This is a genomic window from Sphingopyxis sp. GW247-27LB (genome assembly GCF_002277025.1).
GTDB lineage: Bacteria > Pseudomonadota > Alphaproteobacteria > Sphingomonadales > Sphingomonadaceae > Sphingopyxis.
The window spans coordinates 411,420-427,837 of sequence record NZ_NIWD01000002.1; the positions used below are offsets into that span (position 1 = coordinate 411,420).

Genomic DNA, 16,418 nt, shown 5'->3' on the forward strand with positions numbered 1-16,418 from the left:
CCCGCGAAGCCGCCTTCCGTTTGCACCCCCGGTCTCGCCGACGGGCAGGGTTTCAGCGCGGCGCTTCGCTGCGCGAAACCCAAGCCCAAGGAAGGAACAGACCATGTATCACCAGCTTGCCACCCGGTTCGGCCGCAACGCCCATCAGATCAGCGGGCGCGAGGCGCTCGACAATGAGGCGCTGTATCGGCACGTCCCGTCCATCTTTGCCCGAGAGGCGCATGACAGCCGGTCGGAGCGGTATGTCTATGTCCCGACCATCGAAGTCGTGGAGGGGCTGCGCCGGGAGGGATGGTTCCCGTTCTTCGCCGTTCAGTCGGTCCCCCGCGACGGCAATCGTCACGGCCACGCCAAGCATATGCTGCGCCTGCGCCGGGATGACGGTATCGGCAAGCCCGAGGCCGCCGAAGTCATCATCGTCAACAGCCACGATGGCACCAGCGCCTACCAGATGTTCGCCGGGATGCTGCGCTTCGTCTGCACCAACAGCATGATTGCGGGCGAGCGCTTCGAGGAGGTCCGCGTGCAGCACAAGGGCAATATCCAGCATGAAATTATTGAGGGCGTCTACACCGTCGCGGAGGACTTCCCGCGCCTGATCGACGCCAGCGAGACTATGAAGGAGATCCAGCTTTCCCAAGACGAGCAGCGCTTGCTCGGCGAGGTGAGCTTGGTCGCCCGCTATGGCGAGGACGAAAGCCCGTTGCAGCCCGAACAGGTCATCGAGCCGCGCCGCCGCGACGATGTTGGGCGTAGCCTATGGACCACGTTCAACGTCATTCAGGAGAATGTCGTCCGGGGCGGATTGCAGGGCCGCAAGCGCAACGCGGAAGGCCGCATCCGCCGCAGCCAGACCCGCGCCATCAACGGCATTGACCAGAATGTCACCCTCAACCGCGCGCTGTGGACGCTGGCAGAGGGAATGCAGCGCTTGAAGGCGGCGTGAGCCGCACCGCCGTAGGGCCGGGCTTCCGGTCCTACGGCTCTTTTTCTGGGGCCGGCGAAATCGCAGTGCCCGCGCTCCCCGAAGGTCGCGCGGGCACCGCTACTGGCGCGCTCGCCGGGCTTGCGCCCGGCTCGCGATTTGAGAGAAGGCTAATCGGCGTCGGTCTCATCAATTTCGGCGACAAGTTCAGCCGGCGTGATGCCAAGTGGGGAAGCCAGGTGAAACAGCGTCACGACCGTAGGATTGCGGCGGCCTCGTTCGAGATCACTGACATATTGCTGCGTAAATCCCGAGGTCTCGGCGAAACGCTCTTGGGTAAAGCCCTTCTCCTTCCTCAGTCTGGCGAAATTCAGTCCCACAAGGCGGCGCATGTCCATGCGCGCCAAGCTGGACGATACACACTATGCGGTTTATCCCATATAAGGTGTATCAGGACACGGAGTCGGGCTGTCGCTGCAATTCTTGCATCGAACGATGCGATACCTGCGCGTAACCGGCGTCTGTATTTGGTCTAGGTTGGTTAACGGGAGACATGACGGGGGCGCCATGAGCACCAGCCAATTCGCGGATCGCGCGCCGGACGTATCGCAGCTCACCACCTACGATGAAACCCATCTCGTAGATTATCTGCGTTTGCTGGACGCTGACGGTGAAGGCGCAGACTGGCGCGAGGCCGCCGCCCATATTCTCGGCATCGACGTCGCCTCCGAACCGCACAGGGCAAAGACAATGCACGACAGTCATCTTGCGCGAGCTAGATGGATGACCGAGGTTGGCTATGCCCATCTTCTCGGATGCGAGCGACCAGTAAAGCGTTAAGATTTCATCCGTTTTGGAGTCCTTTCGTTGCTGGCGCCACGGCGCACCCGGCATGGTTGAGCGCTGCCTTCGCGCTGTCGCGACCTTGCGGCCAAGTCGATGCTGCGCTTCCTGAAATCCGCGCGGAGCGCGGTTGGGAGGATGCAATGCCGACGCCACAGCGACGGCGCCAGCGACGCGACGGCAGTCTGTCCGACGCGATCGGGCGCGCCGACATAGCCGCCGAGTTCCTTCGGCGAAACCGCACCTACCGCGCCGAACATGCGCAGATGCAGCAGCGCATCGCGGACGGCGCCGTCGCGAAGAACGCCGCCGAGTCGGCGTTCGCGCGGCGCTGGGGGTTATCCTTTCGCCACGGCGCCGGATGATCTTGCAGAGCCGGTTGTCTGGCGCCCGGAACTGACTGCCGTCACGGTCATTCTCGACGCCGCGCCGGATGGGTTCGAGACCGCAGCCCCGGTCGATCCGCGCGCGCTGGGCGCGCTGCTCGCCGATCAGGCCGGTATAGACGGACGACATATCATCGTCGCGGACGCCGCCGGCGAACATCGGCTGTGGCTGCGCGACCCGACGCCCGGCCGGCCTCTCGCCGCGATCGTCCCGCTCGACAAGGATTTCGTCACCCGCATCGCAAGCCTGCTTCGCTTTCACCGCCGCCTGCTCGGCCGAGCGCCGGGGCCGTTGCCGCGCGGCTGGCCGCTTACCGCCTACCGGCTGGCGCGCCTCGACCTCATGCTCCGCGCGCTCGACCTACGTCACGGCGGCGCGACATACCGCCAGATCGCCGCCGAGCTGGGGCGCGAAGACGCTGCCCGGCTTCCCGCGACCGAGTGGAAGATCTCGTCCGCGCGCTCGTTCGTCGTGCGGCTGGTCCGCGACGCGACTGCGCTTATGAACGGCGACTACCGCAAGCTGCTGCGCATCCGCTGATCCGCTCACCCGGTGGCACCCTCTCCGGGGGTGGCGACATCCGTGCGGTCGCACATCTTCATACTCCACCCGGCCGCGCCCGCTTCGTCACTTTCGCCTCCTGCCGCAACCGTCCGCAGGAGCCGTCACTTGTCCAATACGCCAGCAAACCTGCCGCCCCGCTTCCTGCGAACGCCGGAAGCCGCGCGCTTTCTCGGCCTCTCCGGCCGCACGCTGGAGAAGCACCGCTATTTCGGGACCGGCCCGGCCTACCGCCGGATCGGCGGCCGGGTCGTCTATTCGGTCGATGACCTGCGCGCCTGGGCCGACATCGGCATCAAGCATTCCACCTCCGATCCAGGGCAGGACGACCTCATGCCACGCGCGGACTCGGCCTTTGCCCGGAGTCGGCGATGACCGTCCCGCCGTCTCCCATGCGCCACCGCCAGCCGTCCGACGACGGCATGACGCGCGTCGAACTGACGTGGATCGAGAAGCGGATCGAGCACTGGATCAGGTTCGGCCGCGTCGCCGTGGACGAGATCGTGGACCGCCGCCGCCGCATCGTCCGGTTCCGTCCGGGTGCGATCTTCGCGTTCGTCCGCTGGGCGGCGAACGACTACGGCACGGTCAGCTCGCGCATCGACATCATGTGCGCGGTCGGCGCCGGCGAGCCGTTCACGACCCTGCCGTTCGTGCGGCCCGGCGGCGACATCCTGCTCAAGATTGAGGGCTGGCCCAAGGTTAGCCAAGTGCTCGCCGCGATCGACGCGACAGAAGCCGTCGGCGTCGATCCCTGCGACGCCGCGCCCGACCATTGGCGGCACGTCCACAACCGGATCGTCGCCGGACATCAGCCGCGCTCCTACACGCTGGAGCGCCATCGCGCATGGCTCAAGCGCCGGGAGATCGAACGATGACGCGCCGCTTCTACATCCGCGCGACGGCGATCACGGCATCCGCGTTCGCCATTACATTCGCCGTTATCGCGATCACCGATCCGCTGCCGCGCGTCGTCTGGAACGCCAGCGCGAGCGCGCCAATTGGCCTCTACCGGATCGTGCCGGACCGCGATCTGCCGCGCGGTGCGCTGGTCGCGGTCGCACCGCCAGAGCGGCTCGGCCGGTGGATGGCCGAGCGCGGCTATCTCGGCAAGGACGTGCCGCTGTTGAAGCACGTCGCCGCCACGGCCGGCCAGCGGGTGTGCCGGATCGGCGTCGCGGTGAGCGTCGATGGACGGCCGGTCGTCGTCGCCCTGACCCGCGACCGCATCGGCCGTTTGCTGCCCGTCTGGCAAGGCTGTCGCGCCCTCGCTTCCGGCGAACTGCTGCTGCTCAATCCCGCTCATCCCGACAGCCTGGACGGCCGCTATTTCGGTTCGCTGCCGGCCTCGACCGTGCTCGGCCGAGCGATCCCGATCCTCACCCGAGACACGCCCTACGCGCCGCTGACCTGGCGCGCCGCCCGTCCCTGATCCCCGCATCCACCTGCCAACCGAAAGGACCATCCCATGCAGATCGGTAGCTTCTTCCGCACCGCCAACGGCTACGAGGGCATTATCGAGACGGCGACGCTCGACATACGTATCTCCATCGTTCCGGCCGAGCCGAGCGACGCCGACAAAGCGCCGGACTGGCGAGTTCACCGCGGCGACGGCGATGAAGGCCCGGAGATCGGCGCCGGCTGGAACGAGAATGGCGAACGCGCCGGCGATTACGTCTCGCTGCGCATCGACGATCCTGCCTTTCCGCAGCCAATTCGCGCCGCCCTGTTCCAGAGCGGCAGCGACAAGTCGGCCTGGTCGCTGCGCTGGAACCGCCAGCCGAAGTCACGCGAGCAGGATTGATCCGGTGCGACCAATCATCATCCCTTTGTTCGCGGGAAGACCGTCTCATCCCTTCGTCCCGCTCGGTTGCAGGCCGGCCGGCGCGCGCAGCGAAGGTCAAGGGCGGCCAGCGGCCGGCGCACCGCGCACACCCTTTACCGCAGCGAGCACGCTGGCAGGCTGGCGGCGGAGCGGAGTCGGATCGGCGGTGGCGCTTGCCGTCATGCTGCTGTCCGGCAGCGCTGCGCCTGTTGCGGCGTTGGCGCAGGATATGCCGGCCGCGCGATCGGCGACCGTTCATCCTTACGCCGGCCATGTCGCCGACGCTGCGCGGCGGTTCGGCATCCCCGAGGCTTGGATTTGGGCGGTGATGCGCGTCGAGAGCCGTGGCGTTTCGCGCGCTGTCTCGCCGGCCGGGGCGATGGGCTTGATGCAAATCATGCCCGCGACCTGGACCGACCTTCGCGCGCGCTACGGCCTTGGCGCCGATCCGTTCGACGTGCGCGACAACATCATGGCGGGCGCGGCCTACCTGCGCGAGATGCACGACCGCTACGGCAACGCGAGAGCGATGCTGGCGGCGTATAATGCGGGGCCGGGCCGCTACGATGACTATCTCTCGCGCGGCAGGCCGTTGCCCGCCGAGACGGTCGGCTATCTCGCCCAGCTCACGGCCGTAGTCGGCACGTCGGGCGCGGCGGAGGTGGCGGCGAGCGCTCCGCCCGATCCATTCGCCTGGCGCCGCGCGGCGCTGTTCGTGCGCACTGGGGGTGCCGCATCCGATGCAGTCGCCGTGCAATCGGGCGACGTGCCGGATGCGTCCGGATTGCCGCCCGAACGCATCGGTGCGGACGAGGAAACCGCAGCAGCGCCGTTGCCGGACAGGCAGGCAGACACGCTGTTCGTCCCCCGCGCCCGCGCGGGCCGACCGCAATGATCGGTCTGACATCCCCATCATCCGTCCGAAACAGCATTGTGGCTGGGGAGGAAATAAACGGCAGGGACAGACGAGGGCAAGATATAAGGCGCACCCCGTTTCGCCGAAAAGCCGAGGCTTTTCCGTGGCTTCACGCGGGGGCGTCGGTCGGCGAGCGTGCCGCTCGGAAGAGAAAAGTCAGCAATATCAACGCCTCGAATGGCACCATAGGCCATTTTCGGCGGGAAGCGGCCCGGCCATGAGCAAGGAGCGCGAGTTCCGCGTCCGGCCGGGCAAGGCGAAGCGCAGCAAGGCGCAAGGGCGTAACGCGCGCAGCCTGGTCGCTGAGGTTCTGCGTGTCGCCGCGCTCCATAGTGGGGGCCGGCGCGGCGGTTCGAGCGGGTCGCGCCGTCAGGGCCAGTCGAGCTTCGGCCGAGGCCGCACGGCGTTCGCCCGCAGCCGCCTGTTCGGATCGGGGCGGCGGGTGATGGTCAAGGCGCTGCCCGTCACCCACCGAAGCCGCAGCGGACGGCGCATGGCGCCGCTGTCCGCGCACGTCGCCTATTTGAAGCGCGAGGGCGTCACCCGCGACGGCTCGCCGACGCGGATGTTCGACGCGGGGGGCGACCGCGCCGACGATCGCGGTTTCGCTGAGCGGTGCAAGGACGACCGGCATCATTTCAGGATCATCGTCTCGCCCGAGGATGCGGCCGAGCTGTCTGACCTGCGCGAATACACCCGCGATCTTGTCCGCCAGATGGAGACGGACTTGGGGACGCGCCTCGATTGGGTGGCGGTCGATCACTGGAACACCGACAATCCCCATGTCCACCTGATCGTCCGCGGCGTGACCGATCAGGGGGCCGATCTCGTCATGGCGCGCGACTACATCAGCCACAATCTGCGCTCGAACGCCGAGGAGCTGGCACAGGCCGAGCTCGGGCCGAAGCCCGAGCAGGAAATCCAGCGTGCGCTAGACCGCGAGGTAAGGGCCGAGCGTTGGACTCGCCTCGACTCCGAGATTGGCCGCGCGGCCGACGAGTTGGGCGTCATTGACCTGCGCCCCGAGCATTCCGGGCCGGACGATCCCCAGCTTCGCAGGCTGATGATCGGGCGGTTGCAGCAGCTTGAAACGATGGGCCTGGCTGCCGAGGGCGAGCCCGGCCAGTGGGCGATGGCGGATGGCGCGCAACAGAAGCTGCGCGACTTGGGCGCGCGTGGCGACATCATCCGCACGATCGGCAAGGCTCTGAAAGATCACGGACAGGATCGACCCCTCGACAGCTACGCCGTGGTGAGCGGCGCCCCCGAAACACCGATCGTTGGCCGGCTGATCGACAAGGGCTTGCACGACGAGCTGGCCGGCACCGCCTTTGCCGTGATCGACGGCACAGACGGGCGCACCCATCATGTCCGCCTGCCCGGCATTGAGACACTTGAGCATAGCCCGGCGATCGGCGGTATCGTCGAAGCTCGGGCGATCGGCCGGCCGGGCGAGCAGCGTCCGACACTGACCCTTGCCACCCGCTCCGATTTCGATCTCGCCGCACAGGTGAAGGCGCCGGGCGCGACCTGGCTCGACCACCGCCTGATCGAGCGCGGCGCCGGTGTCGCGGACGGCGGGTTCGGTGCGGAGGTGCGACGTGCGATGGACGCGCGCACCGATCATCTCGTCCGCGAGGGGCTGGCGCGTCGCTTTGGCGAGCGCACCGTGTTCGAGCGCGGAATGCTCGACACGCTGCGCAAGCGCGAACTGGATTCCGTGGGCGCGAAGATCGCGGGCGAAACCGGGCTTGCCTATCGCCCCGCCGCGTCCGGCGAAAAGGTGGCGGGCGTCGTTCGCCAGCGCCTCGCCCTCGCGTCCGGCCGCTTCGCCATGATCGACGATGGCCTGGGTTTCCGTCTCGTCCCTTGGGCCAGCACCCTCGAACAGCAGCTGGGCCGTCAGGTGTCCGGCGTTGTCCGCGCCGGCGGCGGGATCGACTGGACGCTTGGCCGCAAGCGCGACCTCGGCATCTGACTCAGGAGAGAACTCATGTCCGCGACCAAGATTTTATGGGGCCAGGTCATCATCGTGTTCTTGATCGTCCTCGCCGCTGTGTGGGGCGCGACCCAATGGACCGCTGCCGCGCTCGCCTATCAGCCCGAGCTTGGCCCGCCCTGGTTCATGCTCGGCGAGTGGCGAGTCTATCCGCCACCGGCCTTCTTCTGGTGGTGGTTCAGCTTCGACGCTTACGCACCCCACATATTCCTGACGGGGGCATATATCGCCGCATCCGGCGGGTTCGCGTCGATCGCCGTCGCCATCGGCATGTCGGTGTGGCGCGCGCGCGAGTTGAAGAACGCCGAGACCTACGGCTCGGCGCGCTGGGCGAGCGAAAAGGAGGTGCGCACGGCCGGGCTTCTCGAGCCGAGCGGCGTCGTGCTTGGTAAGCTCGCGCGCGAGTATCTGCGCCATGACGGTCCCGAGCATGTGCTTTGCTTCGCCCCGACGCGCAGCGGCAAGGGCGTTGGCCTAGTGGTGCCGTCGCTGCTGACCTGGCCGGGAAGCTGTGTTGTCCACGACATAAAGGGCGAGAACTGGACGCTAACCGCTGGCTTCCGCGCGCGCCACGGCCGCGTGCTGTTGTTCGATCCGACCAACGCGGCGTCGGCCGCCTACAACCCGCTGCTGGAGGTGCGGCGCGGCCAGTGGGAGGTGCGCGACGTCCAGAATGTCGCCGACGTGCTCGTCGATCCCGAGGGAAGCCTGGAGCGCCGCAATCATTGGGAGAAGACCTCCCACTCGCTGCTGGTCGGCGCGATCCTCCACGTCCTCTACGCCGAGCCGGACAAGACGCTGGCCGGCGTCGCGGGGTTCCTATCCGATCCGGCGCGAACGATCGAGCAGACGCTGGCGGCGATGATGGCGACGCCGCACTTGGGCGACACTGGCGTTCACCCTGTCGTCGCATCGGCCGCGCGCGAGCTGCTGAACAAGTCGGACAACGAGCGGTCGGGCGTGCTCAGCACGGCCATGTCGTTCCTCGGCCTCTACCGCGATCCCGTCGTCGCGCAGGTCACACGCGCCTGTCATTGGCGCATATCGGATCTGGTCGATGGCGAGCGGCCCGCGACGCTCTACCTGGTCGTTCCGCCCAGCGACATCTCGCGCACCAAGCCGCTCATCCGCCTCATCCTCAACCAGATCGGGCGCCGGCTGACCGAGGAGCTGACTCCGAAGCATAACCGCCATCGCGTGCTGTTGATGCTCGACGAGTTTCCCGCGCTCGGCCGGCTCGACTTCTTCGAGTCCGCGTTGGCGTTCATGGCGGGCTACGGGCTCAAGGCTTTCCTGATCGCGCAGAGCCTCAATCAGATCGAGAAGGCTTACGGCCCGAACAACGCGATCCTCGATAACTGCCATGTCCGGGTGAGCTTCGCCACCAACGACGAGCGGACCGCCAAGCGCGTGTCGGATGCGCTCGGCACCGCAACCGAAATGCGGGCGATGAAGAACTATGCCGGGCACCGGCTGTCGCCGTGGCTGGGGCATCTGATGGTGTCGCGGTCGGAGACGGCCCGCCAGCTCCTTACGCCCGGTGAGGTGATGCAGCTCTCGCCCGACGACGAGATCGTGATGGTGGCTGGCGTGCATCCGATCCGGGCGAAGAAAGCGCGCTACTATCAGGACCGGCGTCTCGCCGAACGGATCATGGACGCGCCATCGCCGGCCGCGGTCGTGGCGCGCACGGATGATTGGACCGGGCGGACGGCGGCGGCCGATCCGGCGCAGGTCGCACGGATCGTCCGCGACGAGGAAGACGCCGCCAACGGCGGGCTGCGCCGCGAGCCCGAGCTGCCCGAGCACGTCGCGATCGTGCCGGAGACGCCGGCCTCGCCGGCGCAGGAATTTGCGATCGTCGATGACGAGCCCGACGACGCCGTGCGGCAGGCGGCGGCACGGCGCCAGATGCGAGGACTCGCGCGGCAGGCGTCGCTCGACCCCGGCGACGGTATCGAGCTTTAGGAGACGACAGTGCGAACCCGGCTCAACGTCTATTTCCCACCCGCGCTCGCCAAGCAGGTCGACGAACTGGCGATCCGCCGCCGCATCTCGCGCTCGGCGATCGTTGAAGCCGCGGTGGCGTCCTATCTTTCGCCGGACGGGGCAGATCGGATGGAGGCGGCGTTCGCGCGGCGGCTCGACCGCCTGTCGCGGCAGGTGCTGCGGTTGGAGCGCAACACCGGCCTGACGACCGAGGCGCTGGCGCTGTTCGTTCGGTTCTGGCTGTCCGTGACCCCGCCGCTGCCCGACGAGGATCAGGCGGCCGCGCAGGTGAAGGGCCGCAAGCGCTATGAGGGGTTCGTGGAGACGCTTGGCCGGCGCTACGCCAGCGGCAAGAGCTTGATGGACGAAATCCCTGAGGATGTCTGGCCGAAGTCGCCGACCGATTCGGAATAAAGGCATCTGAAGCCGGACTGTGGCGAACTGGTAGTCCGCATCGCGCAAGTATCGGCCGCCGCCTCTACTACGCCGCCAAGTAGCTGTTGCAGCCTCGATATTTCTGCGTCTCTTGATGTGCTCCTGACGCCGGGCGGCGGTTTGCCCGGCCACTTTAGGGGCCGATCCTTGAACGTCCAGCCGATCCGATCCGAGGCCAAGACACGCGGCGCGCGGATGCTGCGCACGGCGCTAGGCGCGTCGATCGCCGTTTGGCTTGACGATCCCTCCGTCATCGAAGTGATGTTGAATCCGGACGGCCGGCTGTGGGTCGATCGACTGGGCGCAGGCATCAGCGATACGGACGAGTTACTGTCGGCCGCCGATGGTGAGCGGATCATCCGCCTGGTCGCGCACCATGTCGGCGTCGAGGTTCACGCCCGCGCCCCGCGCGTCTCAGCCGAGCTGCCGGAGGGTGGGGAACGCTTTGAAGGGCTTCTGCCACCCATCGTCGCCGCACCCACCTTCGCAATCCGCAAGCCGGCCGTCGCCGTCTTCACGCTCGACGACTATGCGCGTGCCGGGATCATGTCGGCGGTTCAGGCCGAGGCGCTGCGGCACGGTGTCGAAACCCGCGCCAATATCCTCGTCGCCGGCGGGACCGGCAGCGGCAAGACGACGCTGGTCAACGCGCTGCTCGCCGAAGTGGCGAAGACAACCGACCGCATCGTTCTGATCGAAGACACGCGCGAACTGCAATGTGCGGCGCCCAATCTCGTCGCCATGCGAACCAAGGATGGCGTCGTCTCGCTGTCCGAGCTGGTTCGGTCGTCGCTGCGCTTGCGGCCGGACCGCATCCCCATCGGCGAGGTGCGCGGCGCCGAGGCGCTCGACCTTCTCAAAGCATGGGGCACCGGCCATCCGGGTGGCGTCGGCACGATCCACGCCGGCTCAGCGCTCGGGGCGCTGCGCCGGATGGAGCAGCTCATTCAGGAAGCCGTTGTCACGGTCCCGCGCGCGCTGCTGGCGGAGACGATCGACCTGATCGCCGTGCTGGTTCGCGACGGACACGGTCGCCGGCTCACCGAACTGGCCCGCGTCGAAGGACTCGACGCCGCGACCGGCGATTACTGCCTGACCTCCCTCACATCCGCACCCCAAGGAGACGAACAATGATCCATGCCGTTCGGTATGGCGCACGCCGCGCCATGCTCGCCGCCACCGCCAGCGTCGTCGCGCTGACAATCGCCGCCCCCGCCCATGCGGGCGGCTCGTCGATGCCGTGGGAAGCGCCGCTGCAAAGCATCCTCGAAAGCATCGAGGGGCCAGTGGCGAAGATCATCGCGGTTATGATCATCATCATCACCGGACTGACACTCGCGTTCGGCGACACGTCGGGCGGCGCGCGCAAGCTGATCCAGATCGTGTTCGGCCTGTCGATCGCGTTTGCGGCCAGCTCGTTCTTCCTCAGCTTCTTCAGCTTCGGCGGCGGGGCGTTGGTCTGATGTTGGACGGGGCCGAGCCGATCCCCGGCTATTTCGCGCCAGTCCACCGGGCGCTGACCGAGCCGATCCTGCTCGGCGGCGCCCCGCGCTCGCTTGCCATCGTCAACGGCACGCTGGCGGGCGCGATCGGTCTCGGCCTGCGTCTCTGGATCGCTGGCCTGGTCATCTGGGCCGTCGGCCACGGGCTGTCCGTCTGGGCCGCGCGCCGCGATCCGCAATTCGTGGACGTGGCCCGCCGCCACCTCCGTTACCCGACATGGATGCGGCCATGATGAGTTTGCGTGAATATCGCAGCAAGGCTGCGCACTTGGCCGACTTCCTGCCCTGGGCGGCGCTAGTCGGCGAGGGCGTCGTTCTGAACAAGGACGGAAGCTTCCAGCGCACCGCCCGTTTCCGCGGTCCCGATCTCGACAGCGCGACACCTGCCGAGCTGGTCGCCACGACCTCGCGGCTGAACGGGGCACTCCGCCGGCTCGGCTCGGGCTGGGCGATCTTCGTCGAGGCGCAGCGGACGCCAGCGCTCGACTACCCGGCCTCCAGTTTCCCCGATCCCGTAGCGGAGCTGGTCGATATGGAGCGGCGCGAGCAGTTCAGCGAGGAAGGCGCGCATTTCGAGAGCGGCTATTTCCTCACGCTGCTGTCGATGCCTCCCGCCGAGGAAGCCGCGCGCGCCGAAGGTTGGCTCTACGAGGGCCGGGCCACGACCGGCGTCGATCCGTGGGAGCTGCTCAAAGGCTTCACCGACCGCAGCGACCGCGTGCTCAATCTGGTCGAAGGCTTCGTGCCTGAGGTCCGCTGGCTCGATGACGCCGAGACGCTGACCTACCTTCACTCCACCGTCTCGACCCGCCGCCAGCGTGTGCGGGTGCCGGAAACGCCGATGCACCTCGACGCGCTGTTGGCCAACGAGCCGCTGACCGGTGGGCTCGAACCGAAGCTCGGCGACCATCACCTCCGCACGCTGACGATCACGGGATTTCCGAGCGTCACGTTCCCCGGCCTGCTCGACGAGTTGAACCGGCTCGCCTTCGAGTATCGCTGGTCCACCCGCGCGATCATGCTCGACAAGACCGACGCGACCAAGCTTCTGAGCCGCATTCGCCGTCAATGGTTCGCCAAGCGCAAGAGCGTCATGACCATTCTGAAAGAGGTGATGACCAACGAGGCGAGCGCGCTGATCGACAGCGACGCCTCGAACAAGGCGGCCGACGCCGACATCGCCCTGCAGGAGCTGGGCGCCGACTATGCCGGCATGGCCTATGTCACCGCGACGGTGACGGTGTGGGACCGCGATCCGGCCATCGCAGCCGAAAAGCTGCGCCTGGCCGAGAAGGTGATCCAGGGCCGCGACTTCACGGTCATCCCCGAGGGCATGAACGCGATCGAGGCATGGCTCGGGAGCCTTCCCGGCCACACCTACGCCAATGTCCGGCAACCGCCGATCTCCACCATCAATCTCGCCCACCTGATCCCCCTGTCAGCTGTATGGGCGGGGCCGGAACGGGACGATCATTTCGGTGCTCCCCCCTTGCTCTACGGCAAGACCGAAGGATCGACCCCGTTCCGGTTTTCCCTTCACGTCGGCGATGTCGGCCACACGCTGATCGTCGGCCCGACCGGTGCTGGCAAGTCGGTGCTGCTCGCGCTGATGGCGATGCAGTTCCGCCGCTACGAGGGAGCGCAGGTCTTCGCCTTCGACTTCGGCGGCAGCATCCGCGCCGCCGCGATCGGCATGGGCGGCGACTGGCAGGACTTGGGCGGGATGCTCGCCGACGAGGCGGGCGATGCCGTCCAGCTCCAGCCGCTCGCCCGCATCGACGATCCGGCCGAGCGCGCCTGGGCGGCCGAATGGCTGGCGGCGATTCTCACGTCCGAAGGCGTCGCGGTCGATCCGCAGGCCAAGGAGCATTTGTGGTCTGCGCTCGGCTCTCTCGCCAGCGCCCCCATGTCGGAGCGCACGCTGACGGGCCTGGCTGTGCTGTTGCAGAGCCAGCAGCTCAAGCAGGCGATTGCCCCTTATTGCCTTGGCGGGCCGTGGGGCCGGCTGCTCGACGCCGAGGCCGAGCGCCTGGGCGAAGCCGACGTGCAGGCGTTCGAGACGGAAGGTCTGGTCGGCGCCGGCTCAGCCGCCGCGGTCCTGTCCTACCTGTTCCACCGGATCGAAGGCCGGCTGGACGGCTCGCCGACCCTCATCATCATCGACGAGGGCTGGCTGGTCCTCGACAGCCCGGACTTCGCGGCGCAGCTCCGCGAGTGGCTCAAGACGCTCAGGAAGAAGAACGCCAGCGTGGTGTTCGCCACGCAGAGCCTTGCCGACATCGAGACGTCGAACATCGCGCCGGCCATCATCGAGAGCTGCCCGACGCGCATCTTCCTGCCGAACGAGCGCGCCGCCGAACCGCAGATCGCCGCCATTTATGAGCGCTTCGGCCTGAACGCCAGGCAGATCGAAATCCTCAGCCGGGCCACGCCGAAGCGCGACTATTACTGCCAGTCGCGGCGCGGCGACCGGCTGTTCGAGCTGGGGTTGGGCGAGGTCGCGCTCGCCTTCGCCGCCGCCTCTTCCAAGACCGACCAGCTCCGCATCGCCGAGCTGGTCGAGACCCACGGCCGCGAGCGCTTCGCCGCCGAATGGCTGCGCCATCGCGGCTGCGCCTGGGCCGTCGAGCTTCTTCCCCCCAGCCAGCAGGAGTTGCCGATATGAAGACCACCATCCTGCGCCGAGCCATCCTGGCCGGCGCCATCGCCACGTCGAGCGTCATTGGCATCACCGCCGCCACGCCCGCTCACGCCCAGTTCGGCGGGATCGTCTATGACCCGACCAACTATGCGCAGAACGTGCTGACGGCCGCCCGGTCGCTCCAGCAGGTCAACAATCAGATCCAGCAAATTCAGCAGCAGGCGACCAGCCTCATCAATGAGGCGCGCAATCTGGCTTCGCTGCCGTTCAACTCGCTTCAGCAGTTGCAGCAGCAGGTGCAGCGCACCCAGCAGCTTCTCGGCGAAGCGCAGCGCATCGCCTACGATGTGCAGAACGTCCAGCAGGTGTTCAGCAGCCGCTACAAGGGCGCGGCACTGACTGGAACCCACGCGCAGATGGTCGCCAACGCCAATGCGCGCTGGGAGGATAGCGTCGGTGCGTTCGAGGACGCGCTGCGCGTTCAAGCCGGCGTCGTCGGCAATATCGACGGCGCACGCACGACGATGGACGGCCTGGTCTCGTCTAGCCAGTCGGCGACCGGTGCGCTTCAGGCTGCGCAGGCGGGCAACCAGCTTCTCGCGTTGCAATCGCAGCAGCTCGCGGACCTGACGGCGCTGCTCGCCGCGCAGGGCCGTGCGCAGGCGTTGGATTCCGCACGCAATGCGGCCGTCGAAGCCGAAAGCCGCGAACGGCTGCGCCGCTTCCTGACCCCGCGCACCGGCTACCAGCCGGGCAACGCGCGCATGTTCCACGACTGAGTCGATGGACACCAAGCTCCTCGCGCGCATCGGCGCCGTCATCTTCATTGCCATCGCGTTCACGATGACGGCGATCGAGATGAGCCGTGCTCCCGAAACTGCGCGTGCGGAGTCAGCCGCCGTCGCCGAGACATCGGCGACGGACCCGCTGCTGATCGAGCTGCGTCGATGCCAGTCGATCGGCGCGGCCGGGGCGAGCGACCCCGACTGCCTTCGCGCTTGGGGGGAGAATCGTCGCCGATTCCTTGCGCCCGGCGCGCGCCCCGCCGCCCGCATCGCCGACGGCACGTCGGCCAAGGAGAACTGACATGGGCGGCACCGGCGTCGTCGATCGCTTTCTAGATGTCTTCACGCGCTATATCGACAGCGGGTTCGGCCTGCTCGGCGGCGAGGTGGCGTTCATCGCCACCACCCTGATCGTCATCGACGTGACCTTGGCCGCGCTGTTCTGGACGTGGGGCGAAGGCGACGACATCATCGCCCGGCTGGTGAAAAAGACGCTGTTCGTCGGCGTCTTCGCCTACATCATCGGCAACTGGAACAGCCTGGCGCGCATCGTCTTCGAGAGCTTCGCCGGGCTCGGCCTCAAAGCGTCCGGCACCGGCTTCACCGCCGCAGAGCTGCTCCAGCCGGGCCGCGTCGCCCAAGTCGGTCTGGAGGCGGGTCGGCCGATCCTAGAATCCATTTCAGACTTGATGGGCTGGGTCGCATTCTTCGAGAACTTCATCCAGATCGCGGTGCTGCTGATCGCCTGGCTGCTGGTCATCCTCGCCTTCTTCATCTTGGCGATCCAGCTCTTCGTGACGCTGATCGAGTTCAAGCTGGCGACCCTCTGCGGCTTCGTCCTCATCCCGTTTGGCCTGTTCGGCAAGACCGCCTTCATGGCCGAGCGTGTGCTGGGGCTGGTAATCTCGTCGGGCATCAAGGTGTTGGTGCTCGCCGTCATCGTTGGCATCGGCTCGACATTGTTCGACGAGTTCCGCGCAGGGTTCGGCGGCGCGCAGCCGAGCATCGAGGACGCGCTGGCCGTCGCGCTCGCCTCGCTCTGCCTGCTGGGGCTCGGCATCTTCGGGCCGTCAATTGCCAACGGCATCGTCTCCGGCGGCCCGGCGCTCGGCGCGGGCGCGGCGGCCGGAACCGTGCTCGCGGCCGGCGGCGCGCTGGCTGGCGGCGCCGCTGCCGCCCGCCTCGGTGTCGGCGCGGCGGCAGGCGCGATCGGCGGTGCGGCCCGAGGGGCAGCTTTCACCTCCGGCGCCGCCAACAGCGCCTATGCGCTCGGCTCCACCGGTAAGACCGGCGCGGCAGCCGTCGCGGGCGGCGCTGGCGGCGTTGGCCAAGCGGCGGCCGGCGCAGCCATGTCGCCGCTCCGCAAGGCCGCAGCCTCGCTCAAGGACAGCTACCGTTCCGGCGGCCGCGCCGCCGTTACCGCCACGGGCGGAACGATTTCGGGCGGCAGCGCCACGCCATCGCCCGAGGCCGGCCAGCCCGCCTGGGCGGCGGCGATGAAACGCCGCCAGACCATGACCCACGGCGCGACCGTCGCCGCCCACACGCTGCGCTCCGGCGACGGCGGCGGCGGCGGCGCGTCCGTCGACACCAGCCAGAAGGATTGAAGC

General features: G+C 67.8%; 20 protein-coding genes. 19 read left to right on the forward strand and 1 reads right to left on the reverse strand.

What is annotated here, in order from left to right; genetic code table 11:
- The first annotated feature begins 103 nt into the window (after positions 1–103).
- Entirely contained in the window at positions 104–946 is an 843-nt protein-coding gene (locus tag CD928_RS01985; protein ID WP_095384161.1) for a DUF932 domain-containing protein, read from the forward strand.
- A gap of 149 nt (positions 947–1,095) precedes the next feature.
- Here the strand turns inward: CD928_RS01985 and CD928_RS01990 are convergent, their stop codons facing one another.
- Positions 1,096–1,323: a helix-turn-helix domain-containing protein gene (locus CD928_RS01990; RefSeq protein ID WP_095384164.1), complete on the reverse strand. Its 228-nt coding sequence runs from the start codon at positions 1,321–1,323 to the stop codon at positions 1,096–1,098.
- 169 nt (positions 1,324–1,492) lie between these two features.
- Here CD928_RS01990 and CD928_RS01995 point away from each other — a divergent pair, with 169 nt between their 5' ends.
- The 18 genes from CD928_RS01995 to trbL all read left to right on the forward strand — a co-directional run bounded on the left by CD928_RS01995 (position 1,493) and on the right by trbL (position 16,415).
- A complete protein-coding gene (locus CD928_RS01995) occupies positions 1,493–1,765 on the forward strand; it encodes a DUF2285 domain-containing protein (protein ID WP_095384166.1) in 273 nt (90 codons plus the stop codon).
- Positions 1,766–1,911: 146 nt separating this feature from the next.
- The gene (locus tag CD928_RS23685) at positions 1,912–2,133 is read left to right on the forward strand and encodes a DUF6499 domain-containing protein (RefSeq protein ID WP_095384168.1); all 222 of its coding nucleotides are present in this window, start codon (positions 1,912–1,914) and stop codon (positions 2,131–2,133) included.
- Positions 2,027–2,695 (forward strand): DUF2285 domain-containing protein, encoded by a 669-nt coding sequence (locus CD928_RS23690; protein WP_255247013.1) that lies wholly within the window; start codon positions 2,027–2,029, stop codon positions 2,693–2,695. The genes CD928_RS23685 and CD928_RS23690 overlap by 107 nt, the downstream gene beginning before the upstream one ends.
- A gap of 129 nt (positions 2,696–2,824) precedes the next feature.
- Positions 2,825–3,091, forward strand: a complete 267-nt coding sequence (locus CD928_RS02010) for an AlpA family transcriptional regulator (protein WP_095384171.1) — start codon at positions 2,825–2,827, stop codon at positions 3,089–3,091.
- Positions 3,088–3,594, forward strand: a complete 507-nt coding sequence (locus CD928_RS02015; protein WP_095384174.1) for a DUF2840 domain-containing protein — start codon at positions 3,088–3,090, stop codon at positions 3,592–3,594. Before CD928_RS02010 ends, CD928_RS02015 begins: the two co-directional genes overlap by 4 nt.
- The gene (locus CD928_RS02020; RefSeq protein ID WP_095384176.1) at positions 3,591–4,148 is read left to right on the forward strand and encodes a S26 family signal peptidase; all 558 of its coding nucleotides are present in this window, start codon (positions 3,591–3,593) and stop codon (positions 4,146–4,148) included. Before CD928_RS02015 ends, CD928_RS02020 begins: the two co-directional genes overlap by 4 nt.
- Before the next feature lie 36 nt (positions 4,149–4,184).
- Positions 4,185–4,520: a DUF736 domain-containing protein gene (locus CD928_RS02025; protein WP_095384179.1), complete on the forward strand. Its 336-nt coding sequence runs from the start codon at positions 4,185–4,187 to the stop codon at positions 4,518–4,520.
- Between the two features lie 4 nt (positions 4,521–4,524).
- Positions 4,525–5,436, forward strand: coding sequence for a lytic transglycosylase domain-containing protein (locus CD928_RS02030; RefSeq protein WP_095384181.1), 912 nt, complete (start codon positions 4,525–4,527; stop codon positions 5,434–5,436).
- A 238-nt stretch (positions 5,437–5,674) separates the two neighbouring features.
- Positions 5,675–7,435: a DUF3363 domain-containing protein gene (locus CD928_RS02035; protein WP_095384184.1), complete on the forward strand. Its 1,761-nt coding sequence runs from the start codon at positions 5,675–5,677 to the stop codon at positions 7,433–7,435.
- 15 nt (positions 7,436–7,450) lie between these two features.
- A complete protein-coding gene (locus CD928_RS02040) occupies positions 7,451–9,424 on the forward strand; it encodes a conjugal transfer protein TraG (protein ID WP_095384187.1) in 1,974 nt (657 codons plus the stop codon).
- Positions 9,425–9,433: 9 nt separating this feature from the next.
- Positions 9,434–9,859, forward strand: coding sequence for a CopG family transcriptional regulator (locus CD928_RS02045; RefSeq protein WP_069318827.1), 426 nt, complete (start codon positions 9,434–9,436; stop codon positions 9,857–9,859).
- Positions 9,860–10,027: 168 nt separating this feature from the next.
- Positions 10,028–11,014, forward strand: a complete 987-nt coding sequence (trbB, locus tag CD928_RS02050) for a P-type conjugative transfer ATPase TrbB (protein ID WP_095384189.1) — start codon at positions 10,028–10,030, stop codon at positions 11,012–11,014.
- Entirely contained in the window at positions 11,011–11,343 is a 333-nt protein-coding gene (locus tag CD928_RS02055; RefSeq protein WP_095384192.1) for a TrbC/VirB2 family protein, read from the forward strand. Before trbB ends, CD928_RS02055 begins: the two co-directional genes overlap by 4 nt.
- Entirely contained in the window at positions 11,343–11,615 is a 273-nt protein-coding gene (locus CD928_RS02060; RefSeq protein ID WP_095384195.1) for a VirB3 family type IV secretion system protein, read from the forward strand. Before CD928_RS02055 ends, CD928_RS02060 begins: the two co-directional genes overlap by 1 nt.
- Positions 11,612–14,047: a conjugal transfer protein TrbE gene (gene trbE, locus CD928_RS02065; protein WP_095384198.1), complete on the forward strand. Its 2,436-nt coding sequence runs from the start codon at positions 11,612–11,614 to the stop codon at positions 14,045–14,047. The genes CD928_RS02060 and trbE overlap by 4 nt, the downstream gene beginning before the upstream one ends.
- Positions 14,044–14,802: a P-type conjugative transfer protein TrbJ gene (trbJ, locus tag CD928_RS02070; protein WP_095384200.1), complete on the forward strand. Its 759-nt coding sequence runs from the start codon at positions 14,044–14,046 to the stop codon at positions 14,800–14,802. Before trbE ends, trbJ begins: the two co-directional genes overlap by 4 nt.
- 4 nt (positions 14,803–14,806) lie before the next feature.
- Positions 14,807–15,109, forward strand: coding sequence for a putative entry exclusion protein TrbK-alt (gene trbK-alt / locus CD928_RS02075; protein ID WP_095384202.1), 303 nt, complete (start codon positions 14,807–14,809; stop codon positions 15,107–15,109).
- A gap of 1 nt (position 15,110) precedes the next feature.
- A complete protein-coding gene (gene trbL, locus CD928_RS02080; RefSeq protein WP_095384205.1) occupies positions 15,111–16,415 on the forward strand; it encodes a P-type conjugative transfer protein TrbL in 1,305 nt (434 codons plus the stop codon).
- Positions 16,416–16,418 lie beyond the last annotated feature (3 nt).

What these genes read in the sequence shown, in the direction of transcription:
- trbK-alt (WP_095384202.1), top strand. Translation starts at nt 14,807, where the DNA reads ATGGACACCAAGCTCCTCGCGCGCATCGGCGCCGTCATCTTCATTGCC.
- CD928_RS23690 (WP_255247013.1), top strand. Translation starts at nt 2,027, where the DNA reads ATGCGCAGATGCAGCAGCGCATCGCGGACGGCGCCGTCGCGAAGAACG.
- CD928_RS01995 (WP_095384166.1), top strand. Translation starts at nt 1,493, where the DNA reads ATGAGCACCAGCCAATTCGCGGATCGCGCGCCGGACGTATCGCAGCTC.
- trbJ (WP_095384200.1), top strand. Translation starts at nt 14,044, where the DNA reads ATGAAGACCACCATCCTGCGCCGAGCCATCCTGGCCGGCGCCATCGCC.
- CD928_RS02015 (WP_095384174.1), top strand. Translation starts at nt 3,088, where the DNA reads ATGACCGTCCCGCCGTCTCCCATGCGCCACCGCCAGCCGTCCGACGAC.
- trbE (WP_095384198.1), top strand. Translation starts at nt 11,612, where the DNA reads ATGATGAGTTTGCGTGAATATCGCAGCAAGGCTGCGCACTTGGCCGAC.
- CD928_RS02060 (WP_095384195.1), top strand. Translation starts at nt 11,343, where the DNA reads ATGTTGGACGGGGCCGAGCCGATCCCCGGCTATTTCGCGCCAGTCCAC.
- CD928_RS01990 (WP_095384164.1), bottom strand. Translation starts at nt 1,323, where the DNA reads ATGGACATGCGCCGCCTTGTGGGACTGAATTTCGCCAGACTGAGGAAG.
- trbL (WP_095384205.1), top strand. Translation starts at nt 15,111, where the DNA reads ATGGGCGGCACCGGCGTCGTCGATCGCTTTCTAGATGTCTTCACGCGC.
- CD928_RS02025 (WP_095384179.1), top strand. Translation starts at nt 4,185, where the DNA reads ATGCAGATCGGTAGCTTCTTCCGCACCGCCAACGGCTACGAGGGCATT.
- CD928_RS01985 (WP_095384161.1), top strand. Translation starts at nt 104, where the DNA reads ATGTATCACCAGCTTGCCACCCGGTTCGGCCGCAACGCCCATCAGATC.
- CD928_RS02055 (WP_095384192.1), top strand. Translation starts at nt 11,011, where the DNA reads ATGATCCATGCCGTTCGGTATGGCGCACGCCGCGCCATGCTCGCCGCC.
- CD928_RS02040 (WP_095384187.1), top strand. Translation starts at nt 7,451, where the DNA reads ATGTCCGCGACCAAGATTTTATGGGGCCAGGTCATCATCGTGTTCTTG.
- CD928_RS23685 (WP_095384168.1), top strand. Translation starts at nt 1,912, where the DNA reads ATGCCGACGCCACAGCGACGGCGCCAGCGACGCGACGGCAGTCTGTCC.
- CD928_RS02020 (WP_095384176.1), top strand. Translation starts at nt 3,591, where the DNA reads ATGACGCGCCGCTTCTACATCCGCGCGACGGCGATCACGGCATCCGCG.
- CD928_RS02035 (WP_095384184.1), top strand. Translation starts at nt 5,675, where the DNA reads ATGAGCAAGGAGCGCGAGTTCCGCGTCCGGCCGGGCAAGGCGAAGCGC.